Source organism: Pseudoalteromonas sp. S4492 (assembly GCF_005886115.1).
Taxonomy (GTDB): Bacteria; Pseudomonadota; Gammaproteobacteria; order Enterobacterales; family Alteromonadaceae; genus Pseudoalteromonas; species Pseudoalteromonas gelatinilytica.
Window position 1 is genome coordinate 57,995 of sequence record NZ_PNCP01000046.1, and the last position, 19,385, is coordinate 77,379.

The 19,385-nt window shown below is 42.0% G+C and carries 19 protein-coding genes and 1 tRNA gene; 12 read left to right on the forward strand and 8 right to left on the reverse strand.

All coding sequences use genetic code 11. The features are described 5' to 3' along the window. Window positions 1-85: 85 nt before the first annotated feature. The 4 genes from hflK to CWC28_RS15910 all read left to right on the forward strand — a co-directional run bounded on the left by hflK (window position 86) and on the right by CWC28_RS15910 (window position 4,397). Window positions 86-1,252, forward strand: a complete 1,167-nt coding sequence (gene hflK / locus CWC28_RS15895; protein WP_063701624.1) for an FtsH protease activity modulator HflK — start codon at window positions 86-88, stop codon at window positions 1,250-1,252. A 5-nt stretch (window positions 1,253-1,257) separates the two neighbouring features. After that, window positions 1,258-2,136 carry a protease modulator HflC gene (gene hflC, locus CWC28_RS15900; RefSeq protein ID WP_063701626.1) on the forward strand — a complete coding sequence of 293 codons (879 nt, stop codon included), beginning with the start codon at window positions 1,258-1,260 and terminating at the stop codon, window positions 2,134-2,136. A gap of 226 nt (window positions 2,137-2,362) precedes the next feature. Continuing rightward, window positions 2,363-3,676 (forward strand): adenylosuccinate synthase, encoded by a 1,314-nt coding sequence (locus tag CWC28_RS15905; protein WP_138625407.1) that lies wholly within the window; start codon window positions 2,363-2,365, stop codon window positions 3,674-3,676. 112 nt (window positions 3,677-3,788) lie between these two features. Further along, window positions 3,789-4,397 (forward strand): tetratricopeptide repeat protein, encoded by a 609-nt coding sequence (locus CWC28_RS15910; RefSeq protein ID WP_138625408.1) that lies wholly within the window; start codon window positions 3,789-3,791, stop codon window positions 4,395-4,397. A 47-nt stretch (window positions 4,398-4,444) separates the two neighbouring features. Here the strand turns inward: CWC28_RS15910 and CWC28_RS15915 are convergent, their stop codons facing one another. Next, entirely contained in the window at window positions 4,445-6,304 is a 1,860-nt protein-coding gene (locus CWC28_RS15915; protein WP_105175062.1) for a cation:proton antiporter, read from the reverse strand. A gap of 921 nt (window positions 6,305-7,225) precedes the next feature. On the opposite strand from CWC28_RS15915, the gene proB reads away from it, so the two are divergent. Both proB and CWC28_RS15925 read left to right on the forward strand, forming a co-directional pair. Beyond that, a complete protein-coding gene (proB, locus tag CWC28_RS15920) occupies window positions 7,226-8,326 on the forward strand; it encodes a glutamate 5-kinase (RefSeq protein ID WP_138625409.1) in 1,101 nt (366 codons plus the stop codon). After that, window positions 8,323-9,570, forward strand: a complete 1,248-nt coding sequence (locus tag CWC28_RS15925; protein WP_105180673.1) for a glutamate-5-semialdehyde dehydrogenase — start codon at window positions 8,323-8,325, stop codon at window positions 9,568-9,570. The genes proB and CWC28_RS15925 overlap by 4 nt, the downstream gene beginning before the upstream one ends. A gap of 155 nt (window positions 9,571-9,725) precedes the next feature. Here CWC28_RS15925 and CWC28_RS15930 read toward each other — a convergent pair. Then, window positions 9,726-9,801, reverse strand: a tRNA-Ala gene (locus CWC28_RS15930). 166 nt (window positions 9,802-9,967) lie between these two features. Between CWC28_RS15930 and CWC28_RS15935 the strand changes: the two genes are divergently transcribed. Next, the gene (locus CWC28_RS15935) at window positions 9,968-10,354 is read left to right on the forward strand and encodes a putative periplasmic lipoprotein (RefSeq protein ID WP_105180672.1); all 387 of its coding nucleotides are present in this window, start codon (window positions 9,968-9,970) and stop codon (window positions 10,352-10,354) included. Continuing rightward, the gene (locus CWC28_RS15940; protein WP_063701883.1) at window positions 10,355-10,855 is read left to right on the forward strand and encodes a prolyl-tRNA synthetase associated domain-containing protein; all 501 of its coding nucleotides are present in this window, start codon (window positions 10,355-10,357) and stop codon (window positions 10,853-10,855) included. Here the strand turns inward: CWC28_RS15940 and CWC28_RS15945 are convergent. After that, a complete protein-coding gene (locus CWC28_RS15945) occupies window positions 10,822-11,958 on the reverse strand; it encodes an MFS transporter (protein ID WP_063701881.1) in 1,137 nt (378 codons plus the stop codon). The two genes, CWC28_RS15940 and CWC28_RS15945, sit on opposite strands and share 34 nt — an antisense overlap. Before the next feature lie 232 nt (window positions 11,959-12,190). Here CWC28_RS15945 and CWC28_RS15950 point away from each other — a divergent pair, with 232 nt between their 5' ends. The 4 genes from CWC28_RS15950 (at window position 12,191) to CWC28_RS15965 (ending at window position 15,238) form a co-directional block, all read left to right on the forward strand. Then, a complete protein-coding gene (locus tag CWC28_RS15950) occupies window positions 12,191-12,730 on the forward strand; it encodes a DUF2058 domain-containing protein (RefSeq protein ID WP_063701878.1) in 540 nt (179 codons plus the stop codon). Between the two features lie 103 nt (window positions 12,731-12,833). Beyond that, window positions 12,834-13,157: a c-type cytochrome gene (locus CWC28_RS15955; RefSeq protein WP_063701876.1), complete on the forward strand. Its 324-nt coding sequence runs from the start codon at window positions 12,834-12,836 to the stop codon at window positions 13,155-13,157. 128 nt (window positions 13,158-13,285) lie between these two features. After that, window positions 13,286-14,053: a class II aldolase/adducin family protein gene (locus tag CWC28_RS15960; protein ID WP_063701874.1), complete on the forward strand. Its 768-nt coding sequence runs from the start codon at window positions 13,286-13,288 to the stop codon at window positions 14,051-14,053. Between the two features lie 9 nt (window positions 14,054-14,062). Next, the gene (locus tag CWC28_RS15965) at window positions 14,063-15,238 is read left to right on the forward strand and encodes a mandelate racemase/muconate lactonizing enzyme family protein (RefSeq protein ID WP_054552450.1); all 1,176 of its coding nucleotides are present in this window, start codon (window positions 14,063-14,065) and stop codon (window positions 15,236-15,238) included. 66 nt (window positions 15,239-15,304) lie between these two features. On the opposite strand, the gene CWC28_RS15970 is transcribed toward CWC28_RS15965, so the two are convergent. Genes CWC28_RS15970 through CWC28_RS15990 form a run of 5 tightly spaced genes read right to left on the reverse strand, consistent with a single transcriptional unit; the run spans window position 15,305 to window position 19,342 of the window. After that, window positions 15,305-15,679: a hypothetical protein gene (locus tag CWC28_RS15970; protein ID WP_063701872.1), complete on the reverse strand. Its 375-nt coding sequence runs from the start codon at window positions 15,677-15,679 to the stop codon at window positions 15,305-15,307. 8 nt (window positions 15,680-15,687) lie between these two features. Beyond that, entirely contained in the window at window positions 15,688-17,235 is a 1,548-nt protein-coding gene (locus CWC28_RS15975; RefSeq protein WP_063701870.1) for a S41 family peptidase, read from the reverse strand. Window positions 17,236-17,279: 44 nt separating this feature from the next. Next, window positions 17,280-18,122, reverse strand: a complete 843-nt coding sequence (locus CWC28_RS15980; protein WP_138625410.1) for an amidohydrolase family protein — start codon at window positions 18,120-18,122, stop codon at window positions 17,280-17,282. After that, entirely contained in the window at window positions 18,119-18,844 is a 726-nt protein-coding gene (locus tag CWC28_RS15985) for an SDR family NAD(P)-dependent oxidoreductase (RefSeq protein ID WP_138625411.1), read from the reverse strand. Before CWC28_RS15985 ends, CWC28_RS15980 begins: the two co-directional genes overlap by 4 nt. 9 nt (window positions 18,845-18,853) lie before the next feature. Continuing rightward, entirely contained in the window at window positions 18,854-19,342 is a 489-nt protein-coding gene (locus CWC28_RS15990; protein ID WP_063701864.1) for an FKBP-type peptidyl-prolyl cis-trans isomerase, read from the reverse strand. Between the last annotated feature and the right edge of the window lie 43 nt (window positions 19,343-19,385).

The window sequence follows — 19,385 nt, forward strand, 5'->3', positions numbered from 1 at the left end:
CCAGCATTTGTCTTTTTTAGTATGAGAAATGCTGTAGATTTGATAGATTTAACCTAATTCATTTAGATAACAATGGAGTATAGCTATGGCCTGGAATGAACCGGGTAATAATGGCAATGATAAAGATCCGTGGAATAATAAAGGCGGAAAAGATCAAGGCCCACCTGATTTAGACGAGGTAATGCGTAAGTTCGGCAACAAGTTTGGCGGTTTATTTGGTGGTAATAAGCCAGGTAAAAGCGGCGGCGGACTTGGTGGCGCAGGCATTTCTTTCATCCTTATTATTGCCGTCATCGTATGGGCATTAAGTGGTATTTACACGGTAAAAGAAGCTGAGCGCGGTATTGTTTTACAATTTGGACAATACAATCGCATTGCAGAACCTGGCTTACGTTGGAAAATGACCTTCATTGAACGTGTGATCCCGGTTGATATCGAAGCAGTTCGCTCGTTATCTGCTAAAGGCTTCATGCTGACAGAAGACGAAAACGTGGTAAATGTAGAGTTTGAAGTACAGTACCGTGTTATCGATCCACACCTATACAAGTTCAGCGTTACTGATGCTGACCACAGCTTACAACAAGCCCTTGATAGTGCACTTCGTTATGTTATTGGTCATGTGAAAATGGACCAAGTACTAACAACTGGCCGTGAAGTTGTGCGTCAACAAACGTGGGATGAGCTAAACAAAATTATCGAGCCTTACAATCTAGGTATTATTGTAAGCGATGTGAACTTTAAAGATTCACGTCCGCCGGGCGAAGTAAAAGACGCATTTGATGATGCGATTGCTGCACAAGAAGATGAAGAGCGTTTCATCCGTGAAGCAGAAGCCTATGCTCGTGAAATTGAACCTCGTGCTCGTGGTCAAGTGACCCGTATGACACAAGAAGCAGAAGGTTATCGTGAGCGTATTAAGCTAGAAGCACAAGGTGAAGTGGCACGTTTTGAAAAACTCTTACCTGAGTATCAAGCTGCGAAAGAAGTAACTCGCAAGCGTTTATACATCGATGCGATGGAAGAAGTGCTAGGTAACAGCTCTAAAGTGTTAGTTGATGTTGAAGGCGGTAATAACATGATGTATTTACCTCTTGATAAAATCATGGAAAAGCAAGGCACAGCAACGCGTGTTGCACTACCAAGCTCAAGTGATATTCAAGATCTTCGCAATAAGCTAAACACATCACGTAACAGCACGGTAAATTCAAGTAATGACCGTTTCGCAACTGACCGTTTTAATGAGGGGAGATAAGCAAGATGAAAAATTTTAGTTTAGTAATACTTGCCCTTGCAGTTGTGATGTCTTTCTCTGCGATTTTTGTTGTACAAGAAGGCGAGAAGGCAATCGTACTGTTATTTAGCAAAGTTGAAAAAGACAGTGACGACAAGGCTGTAGTATATGGCCCAGGTTTACACTTAAAAGTGCCTTTCTTCAGCCAAGTACGTCGTTTAGATGCGCGTATTCAAACGTTAGATGGCGCACCTGACCGTTTCGTTACGAGTGAGAAAAAAGACTTAATCGTTGATTCTTATGTGAAATGGCGCATTAACGATTTTAGTGCATTCTACCTGCGTGCTCGTGGTGATAAGCAATATGCTGAAACACTCCTTAAGCAAAAGGTGAACAATGGTCTTCGTACTAACTTTGGTTCTCGTACTATCAAAGAGATTGTCTCTGGCGAGCGTAGTGAACTGATGGAAGAAGCGTTAGTTCAAGCGTCTGAAAGTGCACAAGAACTAGGTATTGAAGTACTTGATGTGCGTGTTAAGCAAATTAACTTACCACAAGAAGTGAGTAGCTCAATCTTCCAACGTATGCGTGCTGAGCGTACTGCGGTTGCAAAAGAGCACCGTTCAGAAGGTCAAGAAAAAGCTGAAACAATTCGCGCAGAAGTAGACCGTCGTGTCACTGTTATGCTGGCAGATGCTGAACGTAATGCACGTACCGTTCGCGGTCAAGGTGATGCTGATGCTGCTGCTATCTATGCTAACGCTTATAACAAAGATGCTGAATTCTTTGGTTTTATGCGCAGCCTAGAAGCGTACAAAAATACCTTTAAAGATAAGCAAGATATCATGGTGATTTCACCAGATAGCGATTTCTTTAATTATATGAAAGGTACAAAAGCACAGTAATTAATTGCTGTGTGATAAAAAGCCCTGCTGTGTGTGGGGCTTTTTTTGTTTCTGTGTGTGATTAATTTTTATCCTTAGCTAGTTTATAAACCTCTGTTCTGCATGTAGTTGTTTAATTAAATAAGATGATAAAAATTCAGGCGCAGAAAAAATAAGCTAAACGGGGTGATCTTTCACCTCGTTTTCTGATAAAATCTCGTCCTAATTTTTTCTAAGTGAATTTGCAATGGGTAAAAACGTTGTTGTACTAGGCACCCAATGGGGTGACGAAGGTAAGGGTAAGGTAGTTGACCTCCTTACAGACAAAGCATCTTTAGTAGTTCGTTATCAAGGTGGTCATAACGCAGGCCATACTTTGGTAATCAACGGTGAAAAGACGGTTTTACACCTTATTCCATCGGGTGTATTACGTGACAATGTTAAGTGTGTGATTGGTAATGGTGTTGTTTTATCACCAGAAGCATTAATGAAAGAAATCGGCATGCTAGAAGAGCGTGGCGTACCAGTACGTGAGCGCTTATTAATCAGCGAAGCATGTCCATTAATTTTACCTTTCCACATTGCATTAGATTTAGCCCGTGAAAAAGCACGTGGCGATAAGCCAATTGGTACTACAGGTCGTGGTATCGGTCCAGCTTATGAAGACAAAGTAGCACGTCGTGGTTTACGTGTAGGTGATTTATTCAACCCTGAACAGTTTGCTAGCAAGCTTAAAGAAGTATTGGAATACCATAACTTCACGTTAGAGCATTACTACAAAGTTGAGCCAGTTGATTTCCAAAAGACATTTGACGATGCAATGGCTATCGCAGATATCTTAAAAGCAATGGTTGTTGACGTTACTGAGCTACTTGATCAAACGCGTTTAGCGGGCGACCACATCTTATTCGAAGGTGCGCAAGGTACATTACTTGATATCGACCACGGTACTTACCCGTACGTAACATCATCAAACACAACGGCTGGTGGTGTAGCGACAGGTGCTGGTTTTGGTCCATTACACCTTGATTACGTGTTAGGTATCATCAAAGCTTACACAACGCGTGTAGGTTCTGGTCCTTTCCCTACAGAGCTTTACGACGGTCTTGATAAACAAGATCCAGTAGGTAAGCACTTAGGTGAAAAAGGTCATGAGTTCGGTGCAACGACTGGTCGTTTACGCCGTACTGGTTGGTTAGATGCAGTGGCAATGCGCCGTGCAGTGCAAATCAACAGCATTTCAGGTTTCTGTTTAACTAAACTAGACGTTTTAGACGGTTTAGAGACATTAAAAATCTGTACTGGTTACCAGTTAGAAGATGGCACAGTAACGAACGTTACGCCATTAGCGGCTGAAGGTTACGAGAAAGTAACACCAGTATACGAAGAGATGCCAGGCTGGTCAGAAAACACAGTAGGTGCTACGTCAGTTGATCAATTACCGAAAGCGGCACTTGATTACATCAAACGTATTGAAGAAATCACTGGTGTTCCAGTTGATATCATCTCTACAGGTCCTGACCGTGTAGAAACTATGGTATTACGCAGCCCGTTTGCATAATTGTCATAGTGACTAAAAAAGCTGCTTCGGCAGCTTTTTTTGTGCCCGAAATTCACTCTGGAATGATAATTGTATATTATTTGCTAAGACTGACTTTATTTAAGTGACTTTGATGCGTGTTTTATTGCCTTTAACATTACTCTTCTCAAGCCTAAGCGTGGCTGAAGAGCCCATAACTGCAGTGCCTCTGTACACAGAGAGCGAGTTAATTGGCTTGATCAATAAAAATGCACACCTAGCACGTGTAAAGGCAGATGATTGCCAGTTAGTGCAAGATATCGAGGCGCGAGCCAATAAAATGGCACTACCTTCATATCAGTTCCTGTATGGCGATATGCTAGCGTATGCAGTGTGTGTAGACCGTAATGTAGAGTTAGGGGTTTATTACATGCGTCAGGCCGCTCAGCAAGGGCTAGGCGCGGCTTTAGAGCAGCTTGGTCGTTACTATGATGTTGGCCAGTTAGTGCAGCAAGATAAAGCGATGGCAGTCACCTATTTACGAGAAGCATCTGCCCAAGGCAACTTAAAGGCACAAATGCGTTTGGTTAACCTATTTAATCAAGGCTATGGTAGTCCGCGTGATTATGAAGACGCCTACCGATGGTTATTCCACTCAATGGTTGCCGATAAAGCCACCCACAAAAAAATTGAGCACCTACTGGCAAAGCTTGCAGAGAAAATGCCAGACAGCGTCGTAGCACGCGCACGTTTACCAATGTAGAAACAAATACATAGCAATAAAAAAGGCCAGCTAATGCTGGCCTTTTTTTATTTCTCTTCTTTATTTTCTTTTGGTTTGCCGTTGTTAGGGTCTTTCAGCACCGACAATTTAGGCGGTTGTAGCGCCACAATTCGCTCACCTACTTGCGGAGTTTTCTCCATGTTAGTAGTGAACGGACGAATTTTTATAGGTGAATCATCATCATCTGTCTTTTCGCCATGCAAGATAAACAGTGGGATAGCTTCGCTATTTACTTCTTTGTATTGCTCCCAGCTAAACTCATCAGAAATACGCGTTGCACTGACTTTACCGCCTTTGGCAATCAAGCTACTTAAGCGCGCATAAGCCCCATTATCGCCAAATAGAATTTGTCGTGATAAGAAAGTCGCACTGTCTTTGTTTGCTTTAGCGTGGTTAGTTGAAGAGCGCAGTGAAAACACATCTTTTTCGTCAAGTAAATGCGAGAAGTATTGCACACCTAATGCATTATGATGGCGATTAGGCGAAAGCGCGAGAACGCTACGAATCGTCGTTAATGGCAAATAACGTTCAGCATGTTCAGATTGTGGATTACCATAGTAACAAGGTAAGCCATCCATACGTGCCATTTTGCAGTTCTCCCATGCAGGATCAGACAAATGCACTGGAATATTTTGATCTTTTAAGCCGCAGGCAATGGCACGGGCTACATGGTTTGCACCAATAATCAAAATGGTATTTGGCGCAGGCTGACGTACTTTTAATAACTTTGCCAAGGGCGTTGCAGTCAGACTTTGTAATACCACAGTCACGATGATCACCGTGAAGATAAGTGGCACGATTTTCTCTGCATCAGCAATGCCAGCTTCCACCATACTTAACGCAAATACAGAACCTACCGCCGCGGCAACAATACCCCGTGGCGCAATCCACGAGAGAACTAAACGAGACTTAAGTGGTAAATCGGTTTTAAAGGTCGAGATTGCGATACATGCAGGACGGGCTACAAATAACACGATGGCTAAGAAAATAAACACATCGCTATGTAACATCATTAAATCAGAGAGCTGTAGACGGGCAGCAAGTAAGATGAATAACGATGAGATTAAGATCATCGACAGGTCTTCTTTAAACTCTAGCACTGAGTCAATTTCGAGCTCATCTTGGTTCGCAAGCCAAATACCAAACACGGTAACAGCGAGAAGACCAGATTCATGGCTAAGGTGGTTAGAAACCGTAAAACTAATCAGTACTAACGCTAAAATACCAAATTTATGTAATTCGAACGGTAGCCATTCGCGGCGTATTAGCAATGTAGTGAGCCAACCTGCTACCACACCAATCGTTAAACCAACACCTAAGGTTTTAAATAGCGCGATAATGGTATGACTGAGTACTTCGCCTTGCCCTACAAGCATGACGGCTTCAAACACCAGTACCGCGAATAATGCACCAATGGGATCTATGACGATGCCTTCCCAGCGCAAAATACGGTCGATATCTTGGGTCGGTCTCATAGAGTTTAACAGCGGTGCAATAACAGTAGGGCCAGTAACAACAAGTACTGCACCAAGCACTGCGGCAACCCGCCAGTTAAGCTCTAAAATCCAATATGCGCTTAGGCTTATTACTAAGCAAGTTGTGATCATGCCGATTGAACAAAGATTACGAACAACCTTGCCGATACCTTTTAGTTCTCTAAAGTGTAGGGTCAGTGAGCCTTCGAATAAGATCACAGCAACGCTAAGAGAGACTACAGGGAATAATAAATCACCTAATAATGCGTCGGGCTCTAAAATGCCACTGAAAGGACCAAGTACTAGACCTGTTAGTAGTAAAAATAAAATAGCCGGTACACGAAACGCCCAAGCTACCCATTGTGCTAATACCGAGCACAAGGCGATCCCTGCTATATAAATTGCTGACATAGAATGAATTATCCTTTAGTTACTACTATTTAAAAAATACCAACACCATAGATAATCGCGTTTGAAGACGATAGTTAGCCGCTGAACTTTTAAATAAAATGCTTGCCTATTAAAGCCTACTCACCGTCATGGACACAAGCAAACTTGTTGCTTCAAATACGATTTTAGTCGTTATTACTACTTTTTGGGGTGCTTTTAAGAACAAAAATCAGATTAATTGGTAAAAAATCATTATGCCATGCATCTTGCTCTCTAACTCATTATTAAAAAGTGTCTATTTCTAACATTTATGGCAAGTATAAAAGATATGATTACTTTTTGCCCTTGATCTTTGCCCCTGATTTCCCGTATTATATTTCGTGTTCAAACAATTTGATATCTAAGTTTTTATAAGTGTTATTACACTTGTTCAGTGTTTTATCTTCATTTAATCAGTTGTTTGTAACATATTTAGTGTTTTATACACTTTGTTTTCTAATTAAATAGAAATGAGCTTGCTAACGTTCAGTGTGTATTTATTACGTGTTGAATAGAATATAAGTTCATTATCTGGTCAATGTTTAGTCCCCATCGTGGCGGCTAAATCTCGGTCATACAATCTACACCCTATCTGCTGGTGTACCTGATTGTATAGGCTCTATGTATGTTGTGATTAATAAAAGCCGCACACAGCTTTTTACAGCGATACATAAACAACACTTATCTTTTTTAATCAACTTATGGTTTATAACCGTTTGGTCTACTGACTGAATAAAAGTTGTGCTATATCTAATCGCAGTACTTGCGTGGCGTAGTCGTGTGCATAGATAAGTGGTTTGACAAAGTGATAATAGTCAGTGCGTTTAGTAACACTAAACGCGAGTCTTTTAATCAGTGGCAAATTGGCACTGAACAGATAGTAAAATGGAAAGTTGAACAGTTATGCAAAAGTTAAAATGGCGACGTATAGTACTAAAAGTAGGTAGCGCGTTAATCGCACCAGAGCAAGATGGGTGTCGTTCACGTTATTTACTGACCATTGCACAGTTCATCGTTCGTTGTCGAGCGCAAGGTATCGAAGTAATTTTAGTATCATCGGGTTCGGTAGCTGCTGGTTCGCATTTATTCCCTGAACAAGAAAAACGTTCAGTAACGATGAAAAAAGCTATGGCGGCTGCTGGTCAAACAGAAATGATGGCAATGTGGGATCGTTTCTTTGATTTTCCATCGGCACAAATTTTATTAACCCACGGTGACTTACGTGACCGTGAGCGTTACACCAGTATTCGTGAAACAGTTTTCACCTTACTAGAGCATGGTGTGTTACCGATCATTAATGAGAATGACACGGTAACAACCGATGATTTAAAAGTTGGCGACAACGATAACTTGTCGGCAATGGTTGCAGCCGCTGCGGACGCAGACGCATTGATGATCTTTTCGGACGTAGATGGTCTTTATGACAAGAACCCGAATTTACATGAGGATGCAGTGCTGCTACCTGAAATAGATAGCATTGATGAATCTATTTATGCCATGGCCGGCTGTGCAACCAGCGCAGTTGGCACAGGTGGTATGAAAACGAAGATCGAAGCGGCAGAAAAAGCCACTTCACATGGTATTACAACCTTTATCTTAAATGGTTTTAAAGAACAGACGTTTAACCGACTGTTAGAGGGTGATAACCCGGGTACTATCTTCAAACCATATGACAAACCAATGCAAGAAGCTGTGCATTGGATGACTCACACAGCAAATGAGCAAGGTGAGGTTGTCGTAGAAGGTTCGATTGATAAATCAACCGAAGATGGCTGTATTCGTAGCGATGAAATCGTTGCGGTACATGGAGAATTTGGCGTAGGCGATACTATTTTAGTCCGCAGTGATGATGGTACGCGTCTAGCAAAAGCAACAGCGAATTACAGTAGCTGTTTATTGAATTTTATTGCTGACAACGAGCAAAGTGAATTTAGCGAAAAAATGCAAGATTCAATCGGCCCAGTTGTTTCAGAGAAAGATATCGCATTATTGGAGAAGTCATGAGTTTAATTACGGATATTTCGAGTCAGGCTGCAAAAGCTGCAACCCAGTTAGCTTTACTTGATACTGCTACTAAGAATCAAGTGTTAACTGAGATGGCACAGGCATTGCGAGAAAATAAAGCCTTTATCATCAAAGAAAACGAAAGCGATTTGGCAGCAGCGCGTGATAACAACCTTGCTGCGTCTATGATTGACCGTTTAACGCTAAACGATGAGCGTATTGAAGCAATGGCTGAAGGCATTGAAGTAATTGTTAGCCTTGATGATCCTGTTGGTCAATTACGCGAAATTTCAGAGCGCCCAAACGGTATTAAGATCAGCAAGATGCGCGTACCACTTGGTGTTGTGTGTATGATTTATGAAGCACGCCCGAATGTGACGGCTGATGCTGGTGCGTTATGTTTTAAATCGGGTAATGGTGTGATTTTACGTGGTGGTAAAGAAGCACTGCGTAGTTCACAAGCCATTGCGAGTGTGATGCACAAAGTGCTTGAAAAGCATGGTTTACCTGCTGCGTTAATTTCGGTGATCCCAGATCCAGACCGTGGTCTACTTATGGAGCTGATGCAACAACGCGACACAATTGATTTAATCATCCCACGTGGTGGTGAAGGCTTAATTAACTTTGTGACAGAAAACAGCACTATCCCAGTCATTCAGCACTTTAAAGGTGTATGTCACCTTTATGTTGATAAAGACGCTGATCTGAATGTCGCAATCAATTTACTATTAAATGGTAAAACTCAGCGCACAGGTGTGTGTAATGCCTTAGAAGGTTTAGTGGTTCACCAAGATATCGCTGATGAGTTTTTAAACCTGTGTGCAGTTGTTCTTCGTCAAGAAGGCGTAAAAGTAAATGCAGATGCGAAAGCTGCCGAGTATTTTGATAATGCCACTGTACTTGCTGACGACGAGTTTGGTGAAGAGTACTTAGATTTAGAAATCGCAATTAAGGTTGTGCCTGATTTTGCAGGTGCGATTGATCATATTGCTAAATTTGGTTCAAACCACACCGAAGTGATTTGTACTAAAGACCAAGCTGCGGCGCAATTATTCCAACGTAGTGTAGATGCGTCTGTGGTGATGGTTAATGCATCATCGCGTTTTTCTGATGGCTCACAATTAGGCTTAGGTGCTGAGATTGGTATCGCGACAACGAAGTTACATGCTTATGGCCCTATGGGCTTAGAATCGCTGACAACTGAAAAATACTTAGTGAATGGTGAAGGTCAAATTCGTGAGTAATCGCTAAAAAATTGTTTAAAAAGCCGGGCTTTGCTCGGTTTTTTTGTGTCTGTTATAAAACGAAGACGACAGAAAGACAAATAAAATTGCTTTAACTTAGAATGTATTGGTTTTTATTAAAGATTCGGCAGATTGCCTAAAGAAGAGTAGGAAGGTGGTGGAGCTAAGCAGGATCGAACTGCTGACCTCCTGCGTGCAAGGCAGGCGCTCTCCCAGCTGAGCTATAGCCCCACATTCCTAAAATACAGGATGCTTAAGTCTTGCGTCTCAAGCGGGGTGAACTTTAAATATTTTTGCATTTTTGGTCAAGTATTTTTTTTAAAATGATCGAATTTTTACTCTGTTGTTGTATTTTTGATAGACTAGTGCGCATACACTGTACAAGGCTTATCCAATAATGAAAAAAATAGCATGGCTTTTGGTTGCTTTACTTGCCGGTTGCGCAAGCCAAGAAGAGGCCCCTCCGTTTGAAATTAACAATAAGCAGTTTTACGAAAAAAATGACGACCAAGGCAATAAAATTTTTGCCTATGTGGTGTCAGTAAAAGCCCAAGGTCGTCGCCCAATAAACCTTGATAAGCCTATGACACGTAGCCAATTTAAAGATTTTGCCGAACAAGAAGTCTTTGAAGAATCAAGCAACTTAAAGCTCATGCTTGAGGATCAAGCGGTGGAATTATTAAACGAAGAACTTAAAGAACGACAATACTGTGACGATAAGCACGTCATTGATGAAGTATTATGGCGTGATTTAAGTGTGCAATTACGAGGACGTTGTTTGTAAATGTATGCAGATAAAAGCAAGTTAGCTGCTACGCTAGCTCAATTAGATATTAATTATGATGTGATTGAGCATCCACCATTACACGGTAGCTTAGATGCCGATAAATTTATGCTCGATAGACCGGGCACTCGATTAAAAAACTTGTTTCTACGAGATAATGAAGGCAAGCGCCACTTTTTAGTGATCACTGCTCACGACAAGCAGCTTGATTTAAAGGCTATTGCTCAACAGCAAGGCTTATCTCGATTAGGGTTTGCATCCGATGAGCGATTAGCGCGCTATCTAAAAGTGCCACCGGGCTGTGTTTCTATGTTGGCACTTTTAAACGATAAGCAAAATAATGTCACCCTTTGGCTAGACCAAGAAATTTGGTTTAACGAGCTTTTTCATTGTCACCCTTTTGAAAATACCGCGACATGGCTGATGAAAAAAGATGATTTAGAACGCTTTTTTGAAAGTACCGGGCATCAACCGCGTATCGTATTTCTACCAGCCAAATAAACTAAGCTTAAACCCACTAAGCAGACTAAAAGTAGCACGGTCATAAAGGCAACTTGGCCGTGTTGCTGATATACCAGCCCAGGCAATAACGAGCCCAGTGCGCCACCGCTATAATAAAACGATACATAGCCTCCATTCGTCACACTTGCTGGTGCGCTGCTGATTTTATTTACCAGAGGGGCGGCACTTGAGTGGATCACAAACATTGCACCGCAAAAGCCAGTAAAAGCGACCACAAATAGCAGTAACTGTTGGCTCATTAATAACACCATTGTTAGGCTATAGAATACAAATACCCAAGTTAGCAAACGCCAAGGCGTTGATGACTTACGTAACAGCCACGGTGTGGCTATGGATGCCAGCGCACCTAATAAATAGCCACTGTAAACCAGTCCGATATCTCGGGTATTAGTGATAGCAAAGCTGTCTTGCAAAATGAAAGGTAAATAATTTAACAGTGCTGCAAAGCAAAAAAACATACAAAATACTGCCCCGTAGAGCTTTAATACGAGTGGATCTTTTAATTGCTTTAGATACAACAGCGGCGATTTTGCAGCGTGAATGCTTGCGCTTTTGCTTGATTTGGGAATGGCGATTGCAAACAGTACTAACCCTAGCGCAATCACATAATAAAAACTTTGCCAGCTTAAAAAGTCTGTAAACAAGGCGGCAAGCATGCGTCCGAAGTAGCCACCGACTATGGTACTGCCAATGTAAAGAGTCATATTACGTTGTAATTGGTCGGCCTGATAAGTCACACCTATATAACTGGTCATAGCGGTGAGCGCCGCGGGAAGGGTGATCCCTTGGATAAAGCGAACCAGCAATAGCAGCTCAAAGCTTGGTGCAAAGGTAAAAGCAACGCAGCTTATGGCCAACACGAGCATGGCAAATTTTAAAATTGTAAGTGGATTTCGCTTAGCTAAGAACAAGCCGTAAACTAAAGGAGCAATGGCCAGTGGCAGCATCGTCGCGGTCATTAAGCTACCTGCAGTGGCTGGCGATACAGAAAAATGGCTGGCGAATAATCCAAGTAAGGGTTGTGGGGCGTATAAAACAAAGAAAATAAATACAGAGCAAAGTAACAAATGTCGCAGCTGCATTTTTAGCTCCCTAGAGGAAAAGCCCTAGCTTATCGGGTACAGGTTTTTTTACAAGTTCAAAGGCGACTAAAATTATAAATCTTGCGTTAAATCAAAGTGTCATGATTTCATCGCATGTTAATCTCACTGCAATATACTCGATTGCTGTGAATCAAGTGGGCTCAGTACTGTTATTTGTTGGCAGAGCTGATTAAAATAACCCTAATACGCATTATTAAATTGGAATTTCGTCATGGGTTCATTACAAGATCAATTACTTAAAGCTGGCCTTACTACGGCACACAAAGCTAAAGTAGCCAAAACAGAAAAGCGCAAACAGCAAAAGAAGAAAAAGAAAGGCGCCACCAGTAATCCGAGCGATTTACAAAAACATATTGAGCAAACTAAGCTTGAGCAGCAGAAAAAAGCCGATGAGCTTAATAAAGCGCGTTTAGAAGAGCAAAAACAACGTGAGCAAGTTGCCCGCGTTAAGCAAATTTTAGAGCATCACAATCAAGATGAAATTCGTGGTGACCGAACATTTAACTTCACTTATCAAAATAAAGTGAAAGAGCTAGAAGTAAACGAAAAAACACAAAAGGCCCTTGCTGGTGGCCGTTTGGCAATTTGTGTTTTAGAAGGCCAATTTTTTGTACTGGAAGACGAGCCAGCACGAAAAGTCGCTGAGGTCAGCGAAGATTATATAGTGTTCCATGTTGAGCCTGAAGATAAGCAGAAGGATGAAGATGATCCGTATGCTGATTTTGAAGTACCTGATGATTTAATTTGGTAATACCTGTTTCGATTGCCGTTACAATTTTCGGGTGCAATATTGTTAAATCATGGTCTACACTAAAGAAAATGTTTAATAACCCGTCAATAAAGAGAAGATACAAATGAGCAAGATCACGAAAATTTTATGTGGGGCTGGCATTGCAATGGCTGCAAGCTTATCTTTCAATTCGATGGCAGCGGATGGCCAAGCTCTTTACACAGCTAAGCTTTGCCAAACTTGTCACGGTCCAGAAGGTAAAGCGCCTATCATGGCTCAGTACCCAAAATTAAATGGTCAAAATAAAGAGTACTTACTAGCGCAAATGAAAGACATCAAATCAGGTGCGCGTAGTAACGGTATGACTGCTGCGATGAAAGCGATGGTTGCAAACGTATCTGAAGAAGAAATGGCTGCAATTGCTGATTACTTATCGCAAGTAAAATAAGCATACATAAAGCGAAAAAGGCCACATCAATTGATGTGGCCTTTTTGTATCATCTATTGATCATCCATTAATAGTAATTTAGACTTCTATACATCTATTTGTGCTGTGTCACATTTACAAGGTTTCCCATGTTTGACTTACCAAAACTCGATTTAAAAAATAAAGTATCTGAACAAGAATGGCAGCTTCGTGTTGATTTAGCTGCCTGTTACCGTTTGGTGGAGCACTTTCGATGGGGTGATTTAATTTACACTCATCTGTCGGCACGTTTACCGGGCACAGATCAGTATTTGGTTAATGCGTTTGGTTTAAGTTTTGATGAAGTGACAGCATCAAACCTTGTTAAGGTCGATTTAGCAGGTAACATTCTTGATGACACGCCATTTAAAATTAACCCGGCTGGTTTCACTATTCACAGCGCGATTCATGAAGTTCGTGATGACGCTCATTGTGTTATTCATTTACACACAAAAGAAACCATTGCCGTTGCAACGCAAGAAAAAGGCCTATTACCACTGAGTCAATACTCAATGTTTTCATTGCCATCACTGTCTTATCACGGCTACGAAGGGTTAGCGGTAAACAGTGATGAGAAAAAGCGCCTGCAAGATGATTTAGGCACCACCAATCACATGTTATTGGTTAACCACGGTGGCTTAACCGTTGGCCCAACCGTGGGAGATGCCTTTATGCGCTTTTACGATTTGCAGCGCGCCTGTGAAATTCAATTGGCTATTCAAGCCAGTGGTCAAACGGCAATTCCGGTACCACAACCAATTATCGATAATATTTATAATCAAGCGAATGTCGTGCATAGCGGCAGCACGGGTGGTCAACTAGCTTGGCCAGCAATGTTGCGTAAAGCTTATCGTCTTGATCCTAGTTTTGCTCAGTAAGGAGTAACCATGAAAGTTAATCGCGTCGAAGTGTTCGATATTCATTGTCCAGACAGACCTGCTTGGACACCTGTTTTTGTGCGTATTCATACTGATGAAGGTATTAGCGGTGTGGGTGAGGCAGGCCTTGCTTATGATTTAGGTCACAGTGCAGCAGCGGCAATGATCAAAGAAATGGCTGATGCCTTTTTAATTGGTCATGACCCATTCCAAACAGAAAAACTGTGGTCTCGAATGCTACGCGAAAGCTTTTGGGGTTTAGGTGGTGGTCCGGTTGTCTATGCAGCAATGAGCGCCATTGATACTGCGCTTTGGGATATTAAAGGTAAAGCATTAGGCTTACCTGTTTACCAGCTATTAGGTGGTAAAGTTAACGATAAGCTACGTACTTATGCATCACAATTACAGTTTGACTGGGACAGCGAATTTAAAGCGCTTGTTCACCCAGAAGAATATGCAGAAGCAGCACTTAAGGCGATGGCTGAAGGGTATGATGCGGTAAAAGTTGACCCTATTCAGTACGATAAAAACGGCAATACTTATTATGATCGCACTAACATTATTTCTCGTGCAGAAATGAAGTTATATCGTGCGCGCATGCAAGCTATTCGTGAAGCCGTCGGTGACGAAGTTGATATTATTTTTGAATGTCACAGCTTACCAGGCGCGACATCAGCAATTCAAATTGGTGAAATTGCTGAAGAGTTCGATTGTATGTATTACGAAGAGCCAGTGAACTACTTAAATCATTCATTACACGCAAAAGTTGCCGACAAAGTTGCCGTGCCAATTGCAGGTGGTGAACGTTTGTATAATCGCTGGGGTGTGCGTCCATATCTAGAAGATCAAAGTATTGATGTACTTCAGCCAGACTTAGGTCTATGTGGTGGTTTCACAGAAACTAAAAAAGTGTGTGATTATGCTGATATCTTCGATGTGCGTATTCAAGCTCACGTGTGTGGCGGCCCAGTTGCAACCGCAGCTTCGTTGCACTTAGAAACCGCAATTCCTAACTTCTTAATTCACGAACATCACACCTATGCGATTAAGAAATGGAACCGTGAATTGTGTATTCAAGATCCACAACCTAAAAATGGTTTCTTCCAAGTATCAGAAGAGCCAGGTATCGGTATTGAATTAAATGATGAAGTTGTTATGCGTTCTCAACGTGTTGAGATTAAGTAACACTCACTAATATTTTACTAAAAAAGCCCGTAAGGGCTTTTTTTATATCTACTTTTTAGATTTAAATTAATCAATTGGCCTGCATTTTACCAAAGGTAGTGGCTCGGTTGCTTTACTATCTAAATGACGAACAAAGCACATGCTGTTTTTGATTAATAATTCAAAGCGCTCAGGCATCGCTAGCTGTTTGCCCATCATCGGGTTACCCTGAGCATCTACAACACTCATACTATCTGTGACTAACACGCTGCTATTTATAAACGCATCATTGGCAACTGCGATTGGCTTACTATGCATTAATCTGGCAATGCCTTGTGCTATTAGCTCACTTTGTGGCTCAGTTAGCCGCGCATGTTGTAATTTCGGTGTTGGCTCTTGGCTTTGTGCACTACAGCCTAGCAGCGTTGATATCAGTAATACACTAGTTAGTTGGGCTCTCATTAAGGTTCCTACTGCTCTAAAATTTTACTTTGCTGAAGCAAGGTAGAAGTACGGATGTCATGCACTTTTGGTGTGTCTGTAAAAATTGCTGGTGCAAACCCTTGTTCACTAATCGTTGAAGTGGCTTGAGGGCAACGGCCTGTCTCGCGATAGCTAAGTGCAGTACTTAGCATAGCTTCATTTTCATCGCCTAATTGGTGTGTGAAGTCATCAGCGACAGCACAGCCTGGGATCATCACTGGCTGATACTCGCTATCATTGCTATTTTGTGGCGCAAAGCCATCAGCATATTCACCAAATTCTTTGTTATTGACGCCGGTAAATTGAATACTGAAATAAGTGGTATCACAGTTATCAGTCGGGTAGTAACCATAAGGTTTACCGCAGGTTGTTTCGCCTATTTGAATTACCTCGATATCGGCACCCCGTAGGCCATTAATCACAGCCTCACTGGCTGAGCAGGTGTTGCCTGTTGTCAGCACAAAAACACGTTCTAGGTTCAACGAAGGCAATGGGGTTCCTGGGCTGATAGCTGGGTTTTCGGCAAAGCCTAAAAACTCATCGGTAAAATAAACGGGTTCTAAGCGATCGCCAGTAACGGGGTTAAAGGTTGGATGTTGATCGTTAAAAATAGTGCGTTCAAAGATTTTGCCTGAGGTGTTGTTTCCGCCTGCCACCATGTAAGCAACTTGGCTGGCCATTAATAAGTATCCACCAGGGTTGTAACGCATATCGATGATCAAGTCTTTAACGTTACTTGCAGCTAAGCTGTTAAAGGCGTCATACAAGGGCTTTTCTGCCACAGCATTATGGCGATTAAACTGAAAGTAGCCTACTTCACCATTGGCAAAGGTCTTTATGTTGCTAACTGCTTGGCCTGTAATGGTTTGTGCAGTCATAGTCACTTCACGAATTTCGCTGGTATTAATGTCTTTGAATACAAAAGAGGTTACTTTGCCGGACTCCGAAGGAAAGAGGCCTGCATTTAATACATCAACCTCAGCTTGGGTGCTGGCATTAACAAAGTCAACGCCATCCACTTCAACGACTTCTAAGCCACGGCTCAGATTGAGGTTTGCAGCCGGTGAATTAGGTTCTGTGTAGCTGATAATCCCTTTGCGAGGGGCGCTGGCACTGATTAACTTAAGTTTAAAGCCATAACCAAAAGACTGCCCTGATTGGCTCTGAGCTTGCCATTCGTCAGTTGGCAAGCTGGCATGAAAGTTATCTTTGTTTGCACCTGAATCCGTGGTGTTTTGGGTTTTTAATAAGGCAAAGTAATTTAAAACACCGTCAGTTAATGCAGGGTCGCGGTCCGTTATTTCGTCATACCAAAGATAGGTTTCGTGACTCCAAGCGCGTAGCCAGTGCTTTTCATTGAGTGCTTGGCATTGTTGGTCAAATTTACTTGATGGCTCAAATACACCTTCAGTCCATGTGATATCTGCAGCATCGATAGTCCCTGACTCTGAGCTACCAGAACCACCACAGCCTGCAATGATAAGCGAACACGTAACTGCTACAGCAGCTAAAGGCTTTTTAAAATGAACAAACATAACACCAACCTAAACAGCTTTACTGACCTGAATATAGCTAGTTTTTAAGCAATTAGATAGATTTCGCGGGCGTTTTTATAGCTTAGTTTATGCCATAAACTCGACTGCGAGCACAATGAGTGATAGTGCTTCCAGCAGTTTGTGTAACTGGTATTCATTTGGCAAACAGGGAAATTACTGGCAAACATAACGCGATGTTCACCAAAGTACTTAACTAAATTATTAACCAGCCAAAGGTGTTTGTTTACGGCAATTTGTGTGAATTCTAAGCCTGAGAACTTTATTGCGATATTATCGCAGCGGCTGAGTTTAATGATTGCTTCAAGCCATCTTTGCTCATCACTAATAAAGCCTAAATGATTAATTACCACACGTAATGAGGGCAGTGCGATGCAATACTTAATAAGCTGCTCAGTCGCCTGCATGTTTTCAATTTCAAACTGTGCTTCAAAGTGTAAGTTTTCGCCTGCGAGCATGGCTAGGTTGTCTTGGCAGTGAGGAGTTAATAAGCGCTTGGCTTCATCACCTTCGGTTATATCGCGAATACCAACCAAAGATGGATGATCTAATTCATTGAGTGACGCTTCAAAGTGTTTGCTAGATGCGTCAATCGCGCTGTAGCTGATTGCTCGATAGGGAATATCATTTAAGTACGTTGCAAGCCAATTAAGCTCATTCACTGGCGCTTGATTATCAAAGCCAGCTTCAATATGCACCAAGGCTTCTAGTTGAAATGGGCAAGCGGCTTTAAGTTCTGAGCTAGTAATTTGCTTTTTGATTTTATCTAAATTTGGCCAAGGGGGGGGGTTGCTACCTTGTAGCCAAGTGTATTGACCCTCAGTGAGGTTAAAAAAGTGCACATGGGGGTCAATAATTTTGTCGCTCATTGCGTGGTGTATCCACCATCAATACTTTGTAAACTACCAGTAATAAAGCTTGCTTCTGGGCTTATTAAAAAGTTCACCAAAGCAGCAATTTCTTCTGGTTGCCCTAAACGGCCTAGCGGTTGCAGTGCGGCTTCTTCAGCAACAATTTCTGCTTTATCGGCACCACTGCGCTGACAATATGCATCAATCGCATTATGAAACAGTGGTGTTTCTATCGTACCCGGACACACTGCGTTTGCACGAATGTTAAACGCCGCATAATCGAGTGCTGTCGTTTTTGCCATGGAAGCTAGCGCGTGCTTGGTTAGGTTATAAGCAAACGAGTTTGGTTTGCCAATGATTGCCTGATCAGAGGCAACCAATACGATACTGCCGCCTTGCTGGCTTTTCATGCTAGGTAATACAGCTTGAATTGCAGCATAGGCACCTTTCACATTGAGCGCAAACAGGGCATCAAACGTTGCTTCATCGGTATTTTCAATGTTGGCACTTAAATGACGACCCGCATTAGAGACTAAAGCATCAACGCGACCCGTCTGAGCAATAATATCGGCAATAACCGATTTCACCTGCTGAACATCACTGACATCACAGTAATGATAATTGCCCTCAGACGGGGTGATATCCAAGTTATAAACTGTGTAGGCTTCACGCTCTAAACGCTCAACTACAGCTTTACCAATACCTTTACTGCCACCGGTGACAATTGCAACGTTTGTCATTTTTTACCCTTAGTGGCTATGGCCACAACCGCCTTCACCGTGCACGTGGCCGTGTGATAATTCGTCAGCTGTTGCTTGGCGAACATTGATCACTTCAACATCAAATGTCAGTGTTTTACCAGCAAATGGGTGGTTTAAGTCACAATCTGCATTGAAACGGCCTACTTTAACGATAGTCACTTGGTGACGACCTTGGTTTGAATGAACGATTGCAGTCATACCTGGCTTCCACACTTTTGTGTTGCCTTGTAAGTGCTTAAGAGGAATGCGTTGAATTAGATTATCAACGCGCTCGCCGTAAGATTCGCTAGGTTCAAGTGTTACGCTGAAGTTATCACCAGCCGCTTTACCTTCAAGGGCTTTTTCAAGACCAGGAAGCATGCCTTCAGTGCCATGGATATATGAAAGTGGCTCGCCATCTTTGCTTGATTCGATTTGCTCGCCTGCTTCACTAAGTGTGTAGTGAAATTCAACCACTGCGTCTTTACTGATTTGCATGTTATTTCTCTTTTGAATTTAAAATATAGGCGCTGATTTTACG